Origin of the sequence: Streptosporangium sp. NPDC002721 (assembly GCF_042888905.1) — a bacterium.
Classification (GTDB): domain Bacteria; phylum Actinomycetota; class Actinomycetes; order Streptosporangiales; family Streptosporangiaceae; genus Streptosporangium.
On sequence record NZ_JBIAQI010000013.1, the window covers coordinates 113,061 to 131,705 of the forward strand.

Genomic DNA, 18,645 nt, shown 5'->3' on the forward strand with positions numbered 1-18,645 from the left:
TGGCCGGTGATGGCTCACGGCGGTCGGGGTGATTCGCAGGGGTTCACGGCGACTCGCGATGGCACGAAGTCTCATGGAGACTCACGATGATCCGCGAGTGCTCGTGGCGGTTCGAGGCTTTCAAGGCGGTTCGCAGCCGGGATTTCCCCGCGTGTCACCGGCCGTTCGCCGGGCGTTGGGGGGCTCCGGTTACCGTCCCGGCCTGTGAGCGTCACAACCCCGCAGCGGGCCGCCCTCCCGCCCGTCGCGGGCAGGGACCCGTTCTTCGACAACGCCAAGTTCCTGGCGATCACCCTGGTCGTGTCCGGCCACCTGATCGAGAACCTGCGGGACGTCCCGGTCGCGCACGCCGCCTACTTCTTCGTGTACACGTTCCACATGCCGCTGTTCATCGTGCTCAGCGGCTACCTGTCGCGGAACTTCACCTTCGGGTCGGGCAAGGCGCGCAAGCTCATCAGCACCCTCGCCGTCCCGTACGTGATCTTCGAGCTGATCTACTCGCTGCCCCGCCTCCTGCTGTACGGCAAGCTCGACATCAGCCTCCTCGACCCGTACTACCTGACCTGGTTCCTGATGTCGCTGTTCCTGTGGAGGCTGTCCACGCCGGTCTGGCAGCAGCTGCGGTGGCCGCTGGTGGTCGCGGTCGGGCTGTCGCTGCTGTCGGGGATGAGCAGGCTCCCCGACGAGCTGTCGATGAACCGCACCCTCGGCCTGCTCCCGTTCTACGTGCTCGGGCTCATGCTGCGGCCCGAGCACTTCGAGTGGCTCAGGAGGCGGTGGGTCCGGGTCGCGGGCGCGGTCGTCCTGGTCGCCGGCGCGGCCCTGGCGCTCGCCGTGCACACCTCCGTGAAGACCGAGTGGATCCGCTGGCGGCACGCCAACGACGTGATCGGGGTGGACGACCTCACCGGCAGCCTGATCCGCCTGGGCATGCTGGCCGCCGGGGCGCTGCTCGTCGCCGCGTTCCTGGCGGTCACCCCCTCCAGACGCACCTGGTACTCCGGGCTCGGCATGGCGACCATGTACGCCTACCTCCTCCACGGCCTGGTGGTGAAGGTCGCCGAACGCTTCTACGGCGACTGGGCCCAGACCGTGCCGGGGGTGGCGGCCGTGGCGCTCTTCGGGGTCGGCCTCGCCGCCCTGCTGTGCACGCCGCCGGTGCGGCGCGTCACCCGCTGGGCGGTCGAGCCCCGCATGAACTGGGCCTTCACGAAGCTGAGGAAACCGGGCCGATAGCCCCGGACCGTCCGGCCCGTCAGCGGCGCGGAAGCCGGGGAACCCGGAGTCCCGGGGAGCGGGAGCGGTCCGCCGGACCGCCGCCAGGGCGTCGGATCAGATCGGGATCGGCGCGCCGGAGGGGCGTGGCGGCCGGACCCGGAGCTCCGCGACCGCGCGATAGGCGGCGGTGACGGCCGCGTCGGCGCGGGCGGCGGGGACGGAGTCGGAGTTGGCGATCGCGATCCGGCCGTGCGGCCTGCGGGCGACGGCCGCCGGGAAGAGCCCGTCGGGATAGAAGTCGAGGTCCCACGGGGTGGCGTACTCGGGCGCGTGGCCGTGTCCCCACCGGTTGACCGTGATCGCCTCGATGTCGCGGGCCGCGTCGAAGCCCCCCGGGCCGAGCAGCCGGGTGAGCTGGTCGCGGATGCTGTACTCCAGGTGCTCGTACGGCGTCCCGATCAGGGCGTACCGCCCGGCGACCGAGCCGTGCGCGGGTGACATGCCGGGGGTGACGGGGGTGCTGACCATGTGCACGGCGATCGGCTCCTCGGGCGTCCTCGGGCACCGGTAGCCGCCGAGGTCGACCGGGTCGTCGAGCTCGGCCACGCACCAGCGGGCGCCGGTGAACCGGGCGCGCCTGACGCCCAGCTCCCGCCAGGCCCGCCAGTCGCGGAGCTGGACCGTCGCGTACAGCAGGGGCACCTTGACCGACCGCCGCAGGGCCGCCTGCTGCGCGGGCGGGAGGTCGCCGACGAGGTAGGGGATCATCGCGTTCCAGCAGGCCATGATCACGCTGCCCGCCGCCACGGTCTTCACCCGCTCGCCGTCGAAGTACCCGACCGTGGCGCCGGTGGCCGTCCTGGGGTCCGCGCCGGGCAGGCCGTCGTTGGCGGCCGAGACCACCGGGCTGGACAGGCGTACGCGGACCCGGTTGCCCGGCCGGTCGAGCGCGTCGTAGTCGAAGCCCGCGGTGGTGACGTCCTCCACGCCGGTGGCCGTGGCGAAGCCGGGGACCATCCGGGCGGTCATCATCCGGACGATCGCCTGGTTGCCCTCGGGAAAGCGGCGGGCGCGCGGCTCGCCCGCGCCCCACTCCTTGATGACGGTCGGGGAGTTGTACCTGGACGGCCTGGACCTGTCGAGCCCGAGCCCCTGGAACCCCGCGTACCGGTACTCGTCGGCGGTGGCCCAGGCGTCGATCGCGCCGAACGCGTCGGAGCCGTAGGCCCACTCGTCGCTCGGCATGGTCCGCACGAACGCCAGCACGTCCGGGTGGACCCCGCAGACGTCCCTGAGGAACCCCGAGTAGGTCAGCCGGGCCAGCCGCGCCTGTTTCTCCTCGGCGGACAGGCCGGGGAACCAGTCGGGCGGGCCGCCGTACAGCATGAGCAGGTCCCTCCTGGCCTGCTCCGCGACGGGCAGTTCGGCGATCCACCGCGCCGCGCCCTTGCCGGGTGCGAGCACGACGAGCCGCTCCTCGGCGAAGGTCTCCCGGTCGCAGAAGACGCCGTCGTGCATCCCCAGGCTCGCGTACAGGCCCGGCCCGGCGGGCTCTCCCAGGCTCTCGGGGCGGACGCCCAGCTTGGCGAGCAGGTCCCTGCCCTCCGGGGTCCATGCCGACGGGCACTCCATCGACCGCGAGCCGCCGTACGCGACCAGCGGCCCCTTCCTGGCCGCCGGACGGAACTCGTTGCGCACGGCGTGCCCGCCGATGTCGTCGTGGTTGTCGAGGATCAGGATCCGCGCGGAGGGGTCGTGCTCCAGCCATCGGTGGGCCGCGCTGAGGCCGCTGATCCCCGCGCCGACCACGACCAGGTCGTAGTGCTCGCCGGTGGGCTCCGGCGTGCCCGCGTACGGCCAGAACCGCTGGTCGCGCAGGGCGTGGGGCACGCTCAGCGCCTCCGCCGTGTCGCCGCGCAACCCCGTGAGGGACGGCGGACGGGACAGGTCGGGCGAGAGACTCAGGCTCTCCGGGGGCGCGGGCGGGGTGTCGTCCCAGCCGCCGGCCCCGAGCAGCGAGCACGCCGCCGCGATCCCGGTGGCCGCGATCGCCCCGTCGAAGAAGTCCCGGCGGGAGATGGGCCGGTCCATGCCGAGTTCCAGGGCCTTACGGGGATTGATCTCGTGAGGATCGGTCATGGGGTGATCCTCACGATGTGAATGGATCGCCGGGGCCGCCGCGCTGCGTTTTCGGGAAGTTTTTACCCCGGCCATTAACGTGCTGTCGTGACATCTCCTACATGAGAGGCATGTCGTGGTGGCTGGGAATTAAAGGGGGAGGGGTGGTGATGCGACTTCGGTGCCACCTGGGCTTATCCGATCCGGGAAAATCCGTCGGCGCCGCGAGCGGCCCGGTGTGCCACCCTGACACCCATGAGCAGGTCTCGTCCCGTTTCCGCTGCTCCGCGCCCTTCTGTCGCCATGGTCCGGTGATTCCGCCGGGCAGGGAAGGTGTGTCATCCGGATTAGCGGATAATCCGGAACGTTATGGTCGCTCGGCTCGTTATCCGTATAAAGTGAACCCAGGGGATTGGCGATGGATCCGGCGCCTCCATGTCGCCGGACGGTGAGGCGCGGCGTGCCGGGGGCGGGGTCCGAATTCGCTTTATCCCTTTTGGTGGATGTCGCGGGGGTATCGCGTGATCGGCAAGCAGGGAAGAGTCACCGGAAGGATCGGCCCCGGCCTGGTCGGGGAGGTGATGGTGGCGGTCCGCGGGGGCGTCGAGGCGTTCTACGCCTACCCGACGGTCCCGGACGAGGAGATCGCCCCGGCCTCGATCGTCGTGGTCGTCGAGTTCTTCCCCCCGCGCACGATCTACGTCGCCCGCGCGCTCCCCTGACTCCCGCCCTCCCTTCACCCCGACCCTCCCTTACTCTCCCCTGCTCTCCCCCACACCGCGGAGGCCGAGACACCCATGGAGTACCTCGTCATAGGGGGCGTGACCCTTGTCGCCCTTCTCATCCTGACCTTGCTGTTCAAGACCGTCTGGCGGGTGGCGGAGCCCAACGAGGCGCTGATCATCTCCGGTCTCGGCGCCCGGGGCAGCTCCACGGACGCCGACAGCCTCGGGTTCAGGATCGTCACCGGCAAGGGCACCTCCGTGCTCCCCGGTTTCCAGACCGCGCGCCGCCTGCGCCTGGACAGCCGCGCCGCCAACCTCCAGGTCTCCTGTGTCACCCAGCAGGGCATCCCGGTGGTCGTACGAGGCGTCGTGATCTACAAGGTCGGCGACGACCTGCACTCGATCGCCAACTCCGCCCGCCGCTTCCTCGACCAGCAGGACTCGATGAACGGCGCCATCCACGAGCTGTTCACCGGTCACCTGCGCTCCATCATCGGCAACCTCACCGTCGAGGACCTCATCCTCAACCGCGAGCGGCTGACCGGGGAGACCCGCGCCTCAGCCGCCGACGAGATGATCAGGCTCGGCCTGATCGTCGACTCCCTGCAGATCCAGGAGATCGAGGACGGGACCGGCTACATCACCAACCTCGGCAAGCCGCACGCCGCCGGCGTCGCCGCCGCGGCCCGCATCGCCGAGGCCCAGCGCGACCAGGAGGCCACCCAGGCCGAGCAGATCGCCGCCGCCAACAAGGCCGCGGCGCGGCGTGACGCGCAGATCAAGCAGGCCCTCTACCAGGCCGAGATCGACCAGGCCCAGGCCAGGTCCCGCCAGGCGGGACCGCTCTCCGAGGCGTCCGCCCGGCAGGAGGTCGTCGTCCAGGAGACCCGCGCGGCCGAGCTCGAGGCCGCGCTGGCCGAGCAGCGGCTCCAGGCCCAGATCCGCAAGCCCGCGGACGCCAGGGCGTACGAGACCGTGACGGTCTCCCGGGCCGAGCGCGACGCCCGCATCGCCCAGGCCGAGGCCGAGGCGCGCGAGACCGAGCTGCGCGCCGCCGCGCAGGCGTCGCAGGTCAAGCAGGCCGCGGCGGCGGAGGCGGAGTCCGTGCGGCTGCGCGGTATCGCCACCGCCGAGGCGACGAAGGTCACCGGCTTCGGCGAGGCGGAGTCCGCCAGGGCCCGCGGCCTGGCCGCCGCCGACGCCTCCAAGGCGCAGGGGCTCGCGGAGGCCGACGCCGCCAGGGCGAAGGGCCTGGCCGTGGCCGACGCGATCCGGGCCCGCGCCGAGGCCCTCTCCGAGAACCAGGAGGCGGTCATCGCCCAGCAGCTCGCCGAGAAGTGGCCGCAGATCGTCGAGGCGGGCGCGAAGGCCCTCGGCAACGTCGACCACATGGTCGTCCTCAACGGCGCCCAGGGCGTCGAGGAGATGCTCGCCAAGGCCCTCACCCTCGGCGGCGCCGGTCTCGGGCTCGCCCGCTCCCTCCTGAACACCGTCACCCCCGCGACCGCCCCGGACGCCCCGGCCCCGGCTCCCGCCAAGGCCACCCCGAGCGGAAGCGACGGAACCGGTGGGACCGCAGTCCCGGAAAGAGGGTCCACACCCCCCGGGAAACCCGTCGCCCCCGCCCCCTGACTCACAGATCTCATCTGATTTCGCCCTTGAGGGGAGAACGCGAGCCGCGAGAGGCCGTGGGGGACGGCAGGACTCCCGGGGCAGGTGAGGCCGGGTTTCCCCCGCGGGGGCTCGCGGGTCAGGACCGGCTTCAGACCTCCGCGCGACGGACTCGTGACCCGCGGCCACTAATTCGGGGCACCCCGTTATGTGTTGTTCCTTTTTCCCAGGGCATACGCCTGGCAGCTGAGCAGACAGGGAGCGTGGAACATGACAGTCACCGGCATCATTACCGCCATCGTTATCGGCGCCATCATCGGTGCCCTGGGTCGGCTCGTCGTGCCCGGCAAGCAGGGCATCCCGATCTGGCTGACCATCGTGATCGGTATCGTCGCCGCACTCATCGGCACCGTGATCGCCGGAGCCCTGGGGGTCTCCGCTACGTCCGGTATCGACTGGATCGAGCTGATCATCCAGATCGCCCTGGCCGCAGTCGGCGTCATCCTGGCGGTGAGCCTGTACGGCAGGCGAGGCGTCCGCTAGCCCGTGACCCTGGGTGGCCGTTTTCCACGGGAGAGATCCCCGAGAAACCGGAGACCACCACCCCGGGCACCTGCGACGGCCCCGCCCCGGATCCTTCCGGGGCGGGGCCGTTGCCGTGTCCGGCGGGGGCGCCCGGCTCGCAGGAGCGGGGCGGAGCGCTCGACTCTCTCCACCGGCAAATAAGACTGCCTTGACAATAAAAATTGTCGGTCATAGCCTGTGGTCATGCAGGACATCGCCGTGATCGAGAATCCGGCCGCCGCCGAGGCCTCGCTGGACCCCATCCGGGCCCGGCTGCTGGCCGCGCTGAGCGAGCCCGGCTCCGCGACCATGCTGGCCGCCAAGGTCGGCCTGCCCCGGCAGAAGGTCAACTACCACCTGAAGACGCTTGAGGCGCACGGGCTCGTCGAGATGATCGAGGAGCGGCGCAAGGGCAACGTCAACGAGCGCATCATGCGCGCGACCGCGGCCTCCTACGTGATCTCCCCGACCGCGCTGGCGTCGGTCGAGCCCGACCCGGCCCGCTCCCCCGACCAGCTGTCGGCGAGCTGGCTGCTGGCCGTCGCGGCCCGGCTGGTCCGTGACGTCGGGGCGATCATCACCGGCGCGGCCAGGGCGCGCAAGCGCGTCGCGACCTTCGCGATCGACGGCGAGGTGCGCTTCGCCTCGGCCGCCGACCGGGCCGCGTTCGCCCAGGAACTCGCCGGAGCGGTCACGGCCCTGGTGTCCAAGTACCACGACGAATCGGCCCGGAACGGCCGCGACCACCGGATCGTCGTCGCCCTCCACCCGAGCACGACCGTCTCCCCGAGTGCGGCTGTCCCCCCGAGTGCGGCCGTTCCGCCGAGCGCGGCCGTCTCCCCGAGCGCGGACGTCTCTCCAAGCGCGACCGTCCCCCCGAGTACGACCGTCCCCCCGAACACGAAGGAAGTCCGATGACACACCCGTTCGAGCTGAACCAGGAGATCGAGCTCGACGCCACTCCCGAGCAGGTCTGGGACGCGATCGCGACCGGGCCCGGAGTCGACTCCTGGTTCATGGGGCGCACCGAGCTCGGCACGTCCGCCGGAGGTCCGGCCCACCTCACGATGATGGGCCACACCCAGCAGGCCACGATCACCGCCTACGAGCCCGGCACCCGCCTCGCGACCCGGAGCGCGGAGGCCCCCGACGGCCGGTTCATGGCGATGGAGTTTCTCGTCGAGGGGCGCGACGGCGGCACGACCGTGCTGCGGCTCGTGCAGCACGGCATGCTCGGCGACGACTGGGAGACCGAGTTCGAGGCGATGAGGGCCGGCTGGCCCATCTACCTGGAGACCCTCCGGGAGTATCTCGCCCACTTCGCCGGCCGTACGCGCACCCTGTCGGTCACCTCGGTCTTCCGGCCGGGAGCGGGTGGCCCGGACGCCGTCTGGAAGATCGTCACGGAGTCGCTGGGCGTCACCCCGGACGTCGTCGAGGGCGACGGCGTCCGGCTCCCCGACGGCTCCGCCGGGGTCGTCTACTACGCGAACCTGCCCGTCAACCTGGGCGTACGGACGGACGAGGGCCTGTACCGGTTCATCCACTCCGGCACCGGCCGCGGCGACGCCCTCGTGCTCGGCCACCAGAACTTCGCGGGCCGCGACGAGCAGGCCGCGTGGCAGGCCTGGACGGCCGAGCACTTCGGCTGACCGGCTGCCCCGCCCCTGACCGGTACCCCACACCCCCAGAGCACCGAGGAGCGATTCCCATGCGCGTTTTGATCACCGAGTTCATGAGCCTCGACGGCGTCGTCCAGGCGCCGGGCGGACCTCAGGAGGACACCGACGGCGGCTTCGCCCACGGCGGCTGGTCGGCGCCGTTCTTCGACCCGGAGGTGGTCGGCGGCGCCTTCGACAACGCGCTGGCCGGGGCGGAGGCGCTGCTGTTCGGGCGCCGCACCTGGCAGACCATGGCCTCGGCGTGGCCCGGGCGGGCCGGTGACCCGTTCGCCGACCGGATGAACGCCATCCCGAAGTACGTCGTGTCCCGGACGCTGGGCGACGACGAGCTGACGTGGAACAACACCACCCGCGTCCCCGGTGACGAGGCCGTCGCCCACATCCGGAAACTGCGCGAGACCGAGGGCGGCGACCTGGTGGTCATGGGGAGCCCCACCCTCGCGCGCACCCTCCTGGGCGAGGGCCTGGCCGACGAGCTCCGGCTCATGGTCATGCCGGTGATCCTCGGCGGCGGAAAGTCGATCTTCCCCGACGACGGCGGCCTGCGCACGCTGGAGCTGGTCTCCACGGTCACCAGCGCCACGGGCGTGAACGTCTGCACCTACCGGACGACCGGCTGAGCCTCCGGGGCCTTCCGGTGGCCGGAGGGCGACGTGTGGTCGTCGCCTCACAGGCGCGTGACGGTCCTGGTGCCGCCCACGCCCGTCCCCGCCCGATCGGCCGATCGGGCGGGGACGGTGATCCCGGTTACCGGCGGATGACGCCGGGGTTGGGGTCGAGGGTGATGGAGTCGAGGTTGACGTTGCCGTTGTCGTTGGGGCCGTACACGAAGGTGAGCGGGGTGGCCTTGGTGATGCGGAGGTCGACCTGCTGCTCGGACCAGGTGGCCCAGGTCGGCAGGGTGGGCAGCCGGAGCTGGAGGGACTGCGTCCCGCTGGAGAGGGTCATGGTCTGGACGGCGCCCATGGCGTTGGCGTAGCGCAGGCGGACGGTGTAGAGGCCGTCGGCGGTGACCGGGGCGTTGAAGCGGACGCCGCTGTCCTTGGTCTTCAGGCAGGCCACGAAGCCGGTGCCGGTGTAGCCGGCGTGCTCGGTGCGCAGGCACGCGCCGCTGACGAGCTGCGCGGACTCCGCTTCGAGCCTGCGGGGGCCGGTGGCGAGATGCCCGCTGACCGACAGCAGGTCGGCCGCGAGGTCCGGGGCGATCGGCCCGGCGTCGACCAGGGTGGCGAACCGGGTGAGGGCCTCCCGCATCCCCGCCTGGTCGCCGGCGACCGCCGCGGTGATCGCGGCGCTGACCTCGGGGACGAGCCTGCCGGACAGCGCCGGGTCGAGGGCGCCCGTGTCCGTCGCCAGCCGTACCTTCAGGGCGAGGGAGAAGAGCGCCTCCGGTGTGCCGAGCCGCGTGGTGAGCAGGTCGTCGACGGCGGTACGGGCCCGCGCGGTCACCTCGGTGAGGGGGAGACCGTAGAGGGCGAGGCGTACTTCCTGGAGGGCCAGGAGGCGGCCGGTCGGGTCGCCCTGGCGGAGCAGGGCCTCGGACCTGGTGATCGCGGGCTGGAGGAGCGCCATCGCGGACGAGGTCACCTCACCGGACTTCCGCAGCTCCCGGACGAGGTCGATCAGCGAACGCGTCTGCGTCACGCGCACCGCCTCACCGCGCTCGCCGGTGGGCGCGCCGACCGCGACCCGGAAGTCCTGGTCGGGCACCTCGGAGGCGGGCAGCGTCCACTCGACGGTCCGGGACCCGCCGCCCGCGACGCGGACGAGCCGGGCGTCACCGACGGCGCGGCCGTCGAGGAACACCCGGGTCTGGAACCCCGCCACGGTGCTGCCGGAGTTGGTGACCTGGGCCTTCACGGTGAGCCGCTGGGTGGCCGGGTCCAGCACGGCCTCGGGGGTGCCGTGACCGGCGCGGGGCGTGGCGTACCAGGAGAGGTCGCGGAGGTCGTCCGCGGTCGCGGGCCTGATCCTGACCGCCTGGCCACCGGCGGCGACCAGCGACATCGACAGCCGGGTGGACGATTTCACCAGCGTCTTGCGGATCTCGACGGGGAGCGGGTCGCCCTTCCAGGTGGTCTCCTGGGCGTCGGCGTAGGTCTCCGCCACGAAGGTGCCGTTGGGGAGGAACGAGAGCGGCACCTGGAGGGTCCGGTCGTTCTCGTCGGTGATCGCGCCGAGGTACCAGGTGTCCCCGTTGCGCCGGGCGGTCGTGGTGTGGTCGCCGATGACGCTGTCCAGGACGCGGGTCTCGTCCCAGGTGGCGGGCATGTCCTTGAGGTAGGCGAAGCCGGGGTGGGCCGCGTAGTTCTCGGGGGTGTCGGCGAGCATCTGCAGCGGGCTGAAGAACGTCGGGTACAGCGCGAGCTGCGCGGCCGAGGTGGTCTGGACGCGGGTGTTGAGCTTGGCCGGGTCCCACGTGACGTTCAGGACGCCGGGCGTGTAGTCGGCGGGCCCTCCCATGAACCGGGTGAAGGGGAGGATCGTGGCCTGCGCGGGCGGGTTGCCGTTGGAGCCCATGTAGTTCTGCTGCTCCATGCCCGCGATGCCCTCGCCCGACATCATGTTCGGGTAGGTGCGCGCCAGGCCGGTGGGCTTGATCGCCTCGTGGGCGTTGACCGTGATGCGGTGCCGGGCCGCCGCGTCGATCACCCGCTGGTAGTGGCGGACGGCCTCCTGGTCGTAGTGGCTGCGGTTGACGCCGCCGAGCAGGAACTTCGTGGCGTAGCCGGTCTTGATCGCGTGGATGCCGAGCTCTTCGTACCTGGAGAAGATCTCCTCCAGGTGCTGGTCGTAGTAGTCGATGTCGCCCCGGGTCTCGTTGTGCGCGATGTACCCGACGCCGTTGTCGGCGGCGTAGCGGAGGACCTCGGGGAGGTCGAAGTCGGCCTGCGGGGTGAGGAAGTCCTGGTTCGCCCAGCTGCCGCCGGAGTTGGTGTTCCAGCCCTCGGCGAGCACGAACTTCGCGCCCGCCTCCTTGGCCAGGTCGATGTACCGCTTGACCCGCGCGGTGGTCGCGCCGTGCTTGGGCCCGGAGTTCCAGGTGGTGTGCCTGCGCTGCAGCTCCCACCAGACGCCCACGTACGTCGCGGGCTTGATCCAGGACGTGTCGTCGCAGATCGCGCACGGGTCGTTGAGGTTCTCGATCAGGTGCGACTCGCCCAGGTCGCCGGGGCGCTCGCCCACGGTGAGGGTGCGCCAGGGCGTGGAGAAGGCGCCGTTCAGCTTCGCCCTGGTGCCGTCGGGGAGGGCGATCAGGTCACTGGAGAACCGGCCGGGCCGTCCCGGGACCGCCTTCAGCGTCATGCTGGGGTAGTCGGTCAGGTCGGCCTCGTGCACCACCACGTAGGAGTCGGCGGCGGGGGAGGCGGTGATGGGGGTCTGGGCGGTGGCGACGCCCGACAGGGGCAGGTCGCGGTAGTGCTGCTCGTCGGCGGCCCAGGTCCTGCCCGCGGGGATCGACCAGCTCCGCGCGGCCGGGTCGAGGGCGAACTCCGTCTGCTCGGCGGTCACGGTGTAGGCGTCCAGGCCGGGCTGGGCGGGGAAGTGGTAGCGGAAGCCGACCCCGTCGTCGAAGACCCGGAAGATCAGGTCGAGCTTGAACCCCGTACCCGCCTGGACCGCGTGGACGGTGAGCTCGCTCGCGTGGTTCCTGACCTTGCTCGACGTCCCCCAGACCGGCTTCCACGTCTCGTCGATCGTGCGCCGTTCGACGGACTCGACGGTCATGCCCTGCGTGAGGCTGGGGCGTCCCGCGAGGTCCACGCCGAGCCCGGACGCGCCGACGAGCACCTTGCCGCGCTTCGTCACGCCGTAGGTGAGACGCCCGTCGACGACGTCGACCGTGACCCGCAGGTCACGGTCCGGCGACTCGACGACCTGGGCGCCCTCCCCTGCGACCTCGGCGAGGGCACTGGAGGCGGGCGTGGGTTCCTCGGCCAGCGCCGGCACCGCCGTGATCCCTCCGGAGACCACGACGGCCGCCGTCATCGAGAGCAGTCCTGCCCATCTTCTTCTCCGCGCGGCCTTGTTACGTTCCATGCACGCCTCTTCTAACGGGGTGGTGATGTGACGGAAAAGACTCCGTGACATGTTCCGTGACGGTAGAGGCCATAAAAGACTCTGGTCAACACCCTTAATACGATTTAATTAGTGCGTTAAACAGCCGAATTGGGTACGCTCGGCCGGTGCCCACCACATCGAACCAGCGGATCGAGCGCAGCAGGCGCGCGATCCTCGACGCGCTGAACCAGTCCTTCCCCGCGACCCGCCAGGAGCTGAGCCGCCGGACCGGCCTCGCGCCGAGCACGGTGGCGGGGATCGTCCGGGATCTGCTGGCCAACGAAATGGTGCAGGAGCACGAGGCCGCCGACCACGCGGGGCGCGGCAGGCCGTCGTCACGGCTGTCGCCGCGCCGCCTTCCGGGATACCTCGTCGGAATCGACTTCGGGCACAGGCACGTCTCGGTGGCACTCGCCTCGACCGCGCAGGAGATCGTCGCCGAGGGGAGGGTGACCCTCGACGTGGACGCCTCGGCGAGCAACGCGCTCGACCGGGCGGCGGTCCTGGTCATCGACCTGCTGGACCGGGCGAGGGTCCCGGCCGGTTCGGTACGGCGGACCGTGGCGGGGATCCCGGGACCGATCAACCAGGCGACCGGCAAGATCCAGTCGGCCACGATCCTCGCCGGCTGGGCCGGGATCCGCCCCCGGCAGGAGCTGGTCGCCCGGCTCGGCGGCGAGGTGGTGATCGCGAACGACGCGGAGCTCGCCGCGCTGGCCGAGCACACGCACGGGGCCGGGCGGAACGTCTCCGATCTGGTCTACGTCAAGGCCTCCCACGGCATCGGGGCCGGCCTGATCCTCGCGGGCAGACGATACGCCGGGGCGTACGGGGCGTCGGGGGAGATCGGCCACACGCTGGTCCAGGAGGGCGGGACGCAGTGCCGCTGCGGGCAGCGCGGCTGCCTCGAATCGGTGGTGTCGATCGCCGAGGTGTGGAGACAGCTCATCGCGGCGGGCCTGCCGCCCTCCGAACGGCCCGACGACCTGTTCCTGGACGCCCTGGTCCACAACCCGGTCGTGGCCCGCATCGTCACCGACGCGGGACGCCAGCTGGGACGGGTCCTGTCCGACCTGTGCAACGCCCTGGACCCCGCGATGATCATCATCGGCGGCGAGCTCGCGACCGCGGGGGAACCCCTCCTGGAGGGAGTCCGCGAATCCCTGCGCCGCTTCGCCCAGCCCGCGATCAGCGACCGCGTCCAGATCCGCTCCTCCACCCTCGGCCCCCGCGCCGCCCTCATAGGCGCCCTCACCCTCGCCGCCACGACAGCCGAGGCCGCCCCGGCCCGGTAGACGGCGTATATGTGGGGTAGGGCCGGCCTCACCTCCGATACACCGGCAGGCGTCAGCGAACCGCCGGCCCGTTCGCGCCAGACTCGCTCCTGACAACAGGAGAGGTCGGCATGGACACCTCGGGATTGACCCCCGCCAGGATCATCGCCCTGGCGGCCATGATCCTCACCGCTCTCGCTCTCGGCTACCTGGGCGTACGGGACACGACGGCACCGGCGGCGCCTCCCGCGGCCAAGGTCGGCGCACTGACCCTGACCCCCTGCACGTACGAGACCGAGACCGGCGCCCTCCCGGCGGACTGCGGCACCCTGACCGTCCCCGAGAACCACGACGTTCCCGGCTCCCGGCCGATCACGCTGCCCGTGAAGCGCGTCCGGGCCACCGGCCCCGACCCGGCCGAGCCGATCTTCCGTCTCGGGGGCGGGCCCGGCCAGACGAACATGACCTTCAAGGAGGCCGGCCGCCTCTCCGCGCGGCACGACATCGTCCTGGTCGGCTACCGCGGCGTCGACGGTTCCGTCGTCCTCGACTGTCCCGAGGTGACCACGGCGATGCGGTACTCCGCCGACCTGGCCGGACCCGACACGACGCGCCGTACCTCCCGGGCCTACGCCGACTGTGCCGGACGCCTGACCGAGGACGGCACCGACCTCGACGGCTACTCGCTGCCCCAGCGCGTCGAGGACCTGGAGGCCGTCCGCAACGCCCTGGGCTACCGGCGGATCAACCTGATCAGCCAGAGCGTCGGAACCCGCACCGCCATGATCTACGCCTGGCGCCACCCGAAGTCCATCCACCGGTCGGTGATGACCGGCGTGAACCCGCCCGGCCACTTCCTCTGGGACCCCGCCGTCACCGACGAGCAACTCGCCCGATACGCCCGGCTGTGCGCCCAGGACCACGCGTGCGCCGCACGCACCGAAGACCTCGCCGCCTCCATGAGGGCGACCGCGGCCCACCTGCCCGGCCGGTGGGGACCCCTGGCCGTCAAAAGCGGCAACGTCCGCGCCGCGACGCTGATGGGACTGGTCAACTCCACACGCTTCGCCGCACCGCTCAACGCGCCCGCGATGCTCGACGCCTGGCTGGCCGCCGCCGACGGCGATCCCAGCGGGCTCTGGGCCATCTCCCTTCTCGCCGACCTGACCATCCCGACGTCCTTCGTCTGGGGGGAGTCCGCCGCGACCACCATGATCGACGCCGCGCCGGTCGACCACTACTACGCCGCAGGGGGCGACCCGGGCTCGATCCTCGGCAACGCCGGCGCGGATCTGCTGTGGGCCGGCGGTGGCCTCACCAGGGCGTGGCCGTCCGGCCCCGACACCCGCCAGTACCAGCGGGCGCGCCCGACCGACGTCGAGACGCTCCTGATCAGCGGCACCGTCGACTTCACCACACCCGCCGAACTCGCCACCGGGAAACTGCTGCCCGCACTGTCCAACGGCCACCAGGTGATCCTGGCCGAACTCGGGCACACCACCGACTTCTGGCGCTACCGGCCCGAGGCCAACCGGCGGCTGCTGACCGCCTTCTTCGACCACGGCCGGGTCGACACCTCCGGATACACCACCCACAAGGTCGACTTCGAGGTCGGCGCCCTCAGCATGCCGAACATCGCCAAGATCCTCGCGGGCGTCCTGACCGGCCTCGCGCTGGCCGCCGTAGCCCTGCTCGCCGGGATGACCCGCCGGGTACGCCGCCACGGTGGCTTCGGGCCCGGAACCGGCGTCTGGCTGCGCGTCCTGACCCCGGTTCCCCTCGGCCTCGGCGGCTGGTCCCTGGGCGTGCTGAGCGTGTCGATCCTGTGGCCGGCGACCTACCTCGGTGACCCGCTCGTCGCCGTACCGCCTATCGGTGCCGCCATCGGTTACGGCGCCTACTGCGCCTGGACCCGCCGCGACCGGACCTCCCGGCACCGGCGCCGGGCCCTGGTCGCCGCACCGGCCACTGCACTCGCCGGAGCCTGGCTGGGATTCTCCGCCGCCGACGGCCTCTCCGGCGCGGCGACCGCGATCATCGCCGCCGCCCTCGCCGCCAACCTCGCCCTCCTCACCCTCGACGTCATAGACGACCGCTCTCCTACACGTCGGAAGGCTGACCCACGACTTCCTGCCCTGAAGCCCGGCTGATCGTTCGCCGAAAAGCTCCCGGTCCCGCAAGCGCTGCCGGCCCGCTCCGGGACGGCCGACCTGGCGTAGATCCTGGACGAGCGTCGCCGTCAGGCTCAAGCGTCGGTGTCTTTCGGGTGACGAGGTGAGGCATAGACGACCCAGACAGTGTGAGTAGCGTCATCGATGACGTAGCGGACGCGTCCGCCGCTGGTGACCTCGAACTCCCACTGCTCCAGATCCTGACCATTGTGACGATGAGTCGCGAGGTCGCCGCGTAAGTGATGTTGACGCTCATGATCCGTCCGTGAGCGTGGATCTGCGCGGAGCGCCTCGAAACAACGGCGTGTGTTGCCCAGGGCGTGACGGCACAACTCCTCCCACCCCTTGACCGCGTCACTGGTACCGAACCGGATATCCCATTCGTCATCCGGAGGCGGGACCGTGACCCGGTCACCACGCTTCGGACTCACGCCGAAACCTCCACCGGCCCGAAGTCGCCGCGTGTGGCTTTACGGGCCTGGGAGTAGCGGGCGGGATCGGCCTTGATCCGGGCGGTCGCCCGCCAGCCTGCGATGACCTCCTGGGCGGTGACATCGACATCCAGTTCCGCGGCATCGGAGAGCGCCTCCACCAGTTCGAGGGTGAAGGCACGCAGTTCGGAGGAGGTGAGGTGGCGGACCCAGGGGAAGACCTCGGGCATGGCGATGACCAGCGCGCGGGCGGTCGGATCGTGTTTGATGAGGGCGAGGAACAGGCGAGATGCCGTGGCCAGCGTCTCCCCGCGCTGATCCTCACGGTCGGCGGCGGTCAGGTAGAAGTCCGGGGCATCGCGGTGGGTGACGCGTACTCGACCGAGGCGCGCGGCGCGTTCGGCGACGGCCCGGGGGTTTCTCGACAGGTCCGAGAAGGTGACGGCGTCGGCGTTGCTGGTGCTCACCGTGCCATCGTAAGTCAGAACACGTTCTGAAGCCGGTGAACAGGGAAGGAGCGGCATACGATCGTCAGCTGACAGGAAGGACGCGCACGGATTTCACGCGGTGAGTCGCGAGATCGATTCCCTGATCATGGCCACCCGATCGGCCAGGCTCCCGGCCGGGACGTCGACGAGCTCGTAGCCGAACGCGCGATAGCTCTCCTCGTGCACGCGCTCGAACTCCAGCGAATCCTCGAAACTTATCCGCCGGGCGGCGGTGGGCTCGCAGAACCCGAGGTTGCGGACGAAGAACACCTGGCGCTCGTAAATCCGCTCGCGCGTGATCCGGTCGATCTCGGCGGACAGCGACGCGGGGATCGGGCGTCCCAGATAGGTGCTGAGTGCGTGGGTGCAGATCGGCGAGCGGTCGTAGACCTGGATGTTCGCGGCGACGCCGGATGCCCGTGTCTGCCGCTGTCGCTGCAGGGCGACGATGTCCTCGATGAAGGACGGCCGCGACCACGGCTCGGCCTCTCCCCGCGCCTGCCCCAGCGCGATGACCGCGGTCGCCGCCTTGTCGACGACGCCGTACCCATGAGTTTCCAGAACCCGCAGAATCGACGTCTTCCCGGCACCGGGAGTGCCCGTGAGGATGTACCGCTTCACGGTTCGCTCTCCTTGATCCTTGGTACGTATGGCGAGAGCATCTGAACGGTCAGAGAGTGTTTCGCACGTCGATGACGATCGCGGTGATGTTGTCGGGGCCGCCGTGGTCGATGGCCAGTGTGATGAGGCGGTCGGCCACTTCCTCCGGATCATCCGACGAGCGCAGGGTGTCTCGGATGAGGTCACCGGGAACGGCCGAGCTCAGCCCGTCCGAGCACAGCAGCAGCCGGTCGCCGGGACGGAGTTCCCGGGTGGTGAGGTCGGGGGAGCGGCCGTCGGCCCGGCCGTCGAGGAAACGGGAGATGCGCCCGGACAGGTTAGGCACGCTGTCGGCGTCGGCCACCAGGTTCCCGTAGGTGTGGTCCTCGGTGATTTGAACGATCTCCGACGCGCGCAGCAGGTAGGCGCGGGAGTCGCCCACGTTCGCCAGGACGGCCGTCGTCCCCGACCACAGCATCGCCACCAGCGTGGTGCCCATGCCCGCCCGTTCGGATTCGGTTTCGATCCTGCGACGCAAGGCATGGTTGGCCGCGTAGACCGCCTGCCCCAGTACAGCGGGCAGGTCCGCAGGATCGACCTGTCGATCGTCAGGTCGTAAGGTTTCGATGACGGTGGCGCTGGCGACGTCGCCGGAGGTGTGACCGCCGAGACCGTCGGCGACGGCGAACAGGTAACGGCCCGAGTAGACGGCGTCCTCGTTACGCCGGCGCACGAGCCCGATGTGAGTGCGGGCGGCGGCTTCAACGGTGAAGGACATTTCTTCACCCGCCCGTCTCGGCGTCGTCGGACCACGGGGCTTTCGCGGATTCGTCGCGGTGCAGGACGTGCACGGTCTCGACGCGGTCACTGGCGACGACGTACTCGGTCACCTCGATGGGCCGGCCATCGCCTCCCGAGGTGCCTACGCGCACGATCTCCAGTACGGGCAGGCTGGTGGGGATCTCCAGCAGACCGGCCTCGTCCTTGGTCGGCATCCGTGCCCTGTGGATCTCCATCCAGCTGATGGGCCAGTGACCGGCCCTCTCCAGCTGATACAGCCAGTCACCCGGACCGGGAGCCTGGGCGTCGACCTCGGGCGCGTCGGTGACACCACGCGGATGGATCCACGAGATGTTGATCTGGAACGGTGGTTCCGACTCGGGACCGGTGACCCGGAACCGGCGCATCACCGGACTACCGGCCAGAACGCCCAGCAGTTTCGCGATTCGCGGGTCGGTCAGGGGCTCGACGGACGCGGTCGGCGGGATGTGGTGCTTCCAGACTTCCTGGGCGGAGGCCGACGGGAAGGAGTAGCCGGGACCGTCGGTGGCGACGTTCCGTTTCACCAGGTTCCCGCGAGGTCTGCGCAGCCGCATCATGCCGTGCCGGACGATGATCCCTCGCCCCTGCACCGCCCAGACGAAGCCCTCCGATTCCAGCACTCCGATCGCACGGCCGATCGTGTCCCGGTTCGCGCCGTACTGCGACGCGAAGTCGTCCAGACGCGGGAGCTTGGCTCCGGGCTCCCACTCGCCGTCCTCGATCCGTGTCCGGATCTGGGCGGCGAGATCAAGGTAACGCGAGTGCACGGCCATCACACGACTCTTCCTTCCATCAGAAATTGTCTTGGGATAATTGACAGAGGATCGACGTGGGCTGACTATAGTCCCAAGACTATTTCCCCCAGAAGAGCTGGTTCAC

Annotated in this window: 15 protein-coding genes; 9 read left to right on the forward strand and 6 right to left on the reverse strand. The window is 70.7% G+C overall.

The features are described 5' to 3' along the window. Positions 1-204: 204 nt before the first annotated feature. Complete coding sequence (locus ACFYWM_RS20080) at positions 205-1,236, forward strand: acyltransferase family protein (RefSeq protein ID WP_389916739.1); 1,032 nt, start codon at positions 205-207, stop codon at positions 1,234-1,236. 96 nt (positions 1,237-1,332) lie between these two features. Here the strand turns inward: ACFYWM_RS20080 and ACFYWM_RS20085 are convergent, their stop codons facing one another. After that, positions 1,333-3,357 carry an NAD(P)-binding protein gene (locus tag ACFYWM_RS20085; protein WP_389916741.1) on the reverse strand — a complete coding sequence of 675 codons (2,025 nt, stop codon included), beginning with the start codon at positions 3,355-3,357 and terminating at the stop codon, positions 1,333-1,335. Between the two features lie 482 nt (positions 3,358-3,839). Here ACFYWM_RS20085 and ACFYWM_RS20090 point away from each other — a divergent pair, with 482 nt between their 5' ends. The 6 genes from ACFYWM_RS20090 to ACFYWM_RS20115 all read left to right on the forward strand — a co-directional run bounded on the left by ACFYWM_RS20090 (position 3,840) and on the right by ACFYWM_RS20115 (position 8,538). Next, positions 3,840-4,058: a hypothetical protein gene (locus ACFYWM_RS20090; protein ID WP_389916743.1), complete on the forward strand. Its 219-nt coding sequence runs from the start codon at positions 3,840-3,842 to the stop codon at positions 4,056-4,058. 99 nt (positions 4,059-4,157) lie between these two features. Then, positions 4,158-5,693, forward strand: coding sequence for an SPFH domain-containing protein (locus ACFYWM_RS20095; RefSeq protein ID WP_389916746.1), 1,536 nt, complete (start codon positions 4,158-4,160; stop codon positions 5,691-5,693). A gap of 249 nt (positions 5,694-5,942) precedes the next feature. Then, positions 5,943-6,215, forward strand: coding sequence for a GlsB/YeaQ/YmgE family stress response membrane protein (locus ACFYWM_RS20100; protein ID WP_389916749.1), 273 nt, complete (start codon positions 5,943-5,945; stop codon positions 6,213-6,215). 225 nt (positions 6,216-6,440) lie between these two features. Beyond that, entirely contained in the window at positions 6,441-7,154 is a 714-nt protein-coding gene (locus ACFYWM_RS20105) for a helix-turn-helix domain-containing protein (protein WP_389916751.1), read from the forward strand. Continuing rightward, positions 7,151-7,888, forward strand: a complete 738-nt coding sequence (locus ACFYWM_RS20110) for an SRPBCC domain-containing protein (protein WP_389916753.1) — start codon at positions 7,151-7,153, stop codon at positions 7,886-7,888. The genes ACFYWM_RS20105 and ACFYWM_RS20110 overlap by 4 nt, the downstream gene beginning before the upstream one ends. Positions 7,889-7,947: 59 nt before the next feature. Next, positions 7,948-8,538, forward strand: a complete 591-nt coding sequence (locus ACFYWM_RS20115) for a dihydrofolate reductase family protein (RefSeq protein WP_389916755.1) — start codon at positions 7,948-7,950, stop codon at positions 8,536-8,538. Positions 8,539-8,665: 127 nt separating this feature from the next. Here ACFYWM_RS20115 and ACFYWM_RS20120 read toward each other — a convergent pair whose 3' ends face one another. After that, complete coding sequence (locus tag ACFYWM_RS20120) at positions 8,666-11,959, reverse strand: glycoside hydrolase family 97 catalytic domain-containing protein (RefSeq protein ID WP_389916757.1); 3,294 nt, start codon at positions 11,957-11,959, stop codon at positions 8,666-8,668. Positions 11,960-12,105: 146 nt separating this feature from the next. Here ACFYWM_RS20120 and ACFYWM_RS20125 point away from each other — a divergent pair, with 146 nt between their 5' ends. Continuing rightward, positions 12,106-13,275: an ROK family protein gene (locus ACFYWM_RS20125; protein ID WP_389916759.1), complete on the forward strand. Its 1,170-nt coding sequence runs from the start codon at positions 12,106-12,108 to the stop codon at positions 13,273-13,275. 110 nt (positions 13,276-13,385) lie between these two features. After that, positions 13,386-15,404, forward strand: a complete 2,019-nt coding sequence (locus ACFYWM_RS20130; protein WP_389916761.1) for an alpha/beta fold hydrolase — start codon at positions 13,386-13,388, stop codon at positions 15,402-15,404. A 448-nt stretch (positions 15,405-15,852) separates the two neighbouring features. Here ACFYWM_RS20130 and ACFYWM_RS20135 read toward each other — a convergent pair whose 3' ends face one another. From ACFYWM_RS20135 to ACFYWM_RS20150, 4 genes are all read right to left on the reverse strand, one after another. Continuing rightward, a complete protein-coding gene (locus tag ACFYWM_RS20135; RefSeq protein ID WP_389916763.1) occupies positions 15,853-16,323 on the reverse strand; it encodes a hypothetical protein in 471 nt (156 codons plus the stop codon). 93 nt (positions 16,324-16,416) lie between these two features. Continuing rightward, complete coding sequence (locus ACFYWM_RS20140; protein ID WP_389916765.1) at positions 16,417-16,965, reverse strand: ATP-binding protein; 549 nt, start codon at positions 16,963-16,965, stop codon at positions 16,417-16,419. Positions 16,966-17,014: 49 nt separating this feature from the next. Next, positions 17,015-17,677, reverse strand: coding sequence for a PP2C family protein-serine/threonine phosphatase (locus ACFYWM_RS20145; protein WP_389916767.1), 663 nt, complete (start codon positions 17,675-17,677; stop codon positions 17,015-17,017). Between the two features lie 49 nt (positions 17,678-17,726). Next, positions 17,727-18,539, reverse strand: coding sequence for a GntR family transcriptional regulator (locus ACFYWM_RS20150; protein ID WP_389916769.1), 813 nt, complete (start codon positions 18,537-18,539; stop codon positions 17,727-17,729). Between the last annotated feature and the right edge of the window lie 106 nt (positions 18,540-18,645).

Excerpts from the sequence above, each read along its gene's own strand:
- ACFYWM_RS20085 (WP_389916741.1), bottom strand. The coding sequence starts at position 3,357 with ATGACCGATCCTCACGAGATCAATCCCCGTAAGGCCCTGGAACTCGGC.
- ACFYWM_RS20090 (WP_389916743.1), top strand. The coding sequence starts at position 3,840 with ATGTCGCGGGGGTATCGCGTGATCGGCAAGCAGGGAAGAGTCACCGGA.
- ACFYWM_RS20100 (WP_389916749.1), top strand. The coding sequence starts at position 5,943 with ATGACAGTCACCGGCATCATTACCGCCATCGTTATCGGCGCCATCATC.
- ACFYWM_RS20105 (WP_389916751.1), top strand. The coding sequence starts at position 6,441 with ATGCAGGACATCGCCGTGATCGAGAATCCGGCCGCCGCCGAGGCCTCG.
- ACFYWM_RS20110 (WP_389916753.1), top strand. The coding sequence starts at position 7,151 with ATGACACACCCGTTCGAGCTGAACCAGGAGATCGAGCTCGACGCCACT.
- ACFYWM_RS20115 (WP_389916755.1), top strand. The coding sequence starts at position 7,948 with ATGCGCGTTTTGATCACCGAGTTCATGAGCCTCGACGGCGTCGTCCAG.
- ACFYWM_RS20120 (WP_389916757.1), bottom strand. The coding sequence starts at position 11,959 with ATGGAACGTAACAAGGCCGCGCGGAGAAGAAGATGGGCAGGACTGCTC.
- ACFYWM_RS20130 (WP_389916761.1), top strand. The coding sequence starts at position 13,386 with ATGGACACCTCGGGATTGACCCCCGCCAGGATCATCGCCCTGGCGGCC.
- ACFYWM_RS20150 (WP_389916769.1), bottom strand. The coding sequence starts at position 18,539 with ATGGCCGTGCACTCGCGTTACCTTGATCTCGCCGCCCAGATCCGGACA.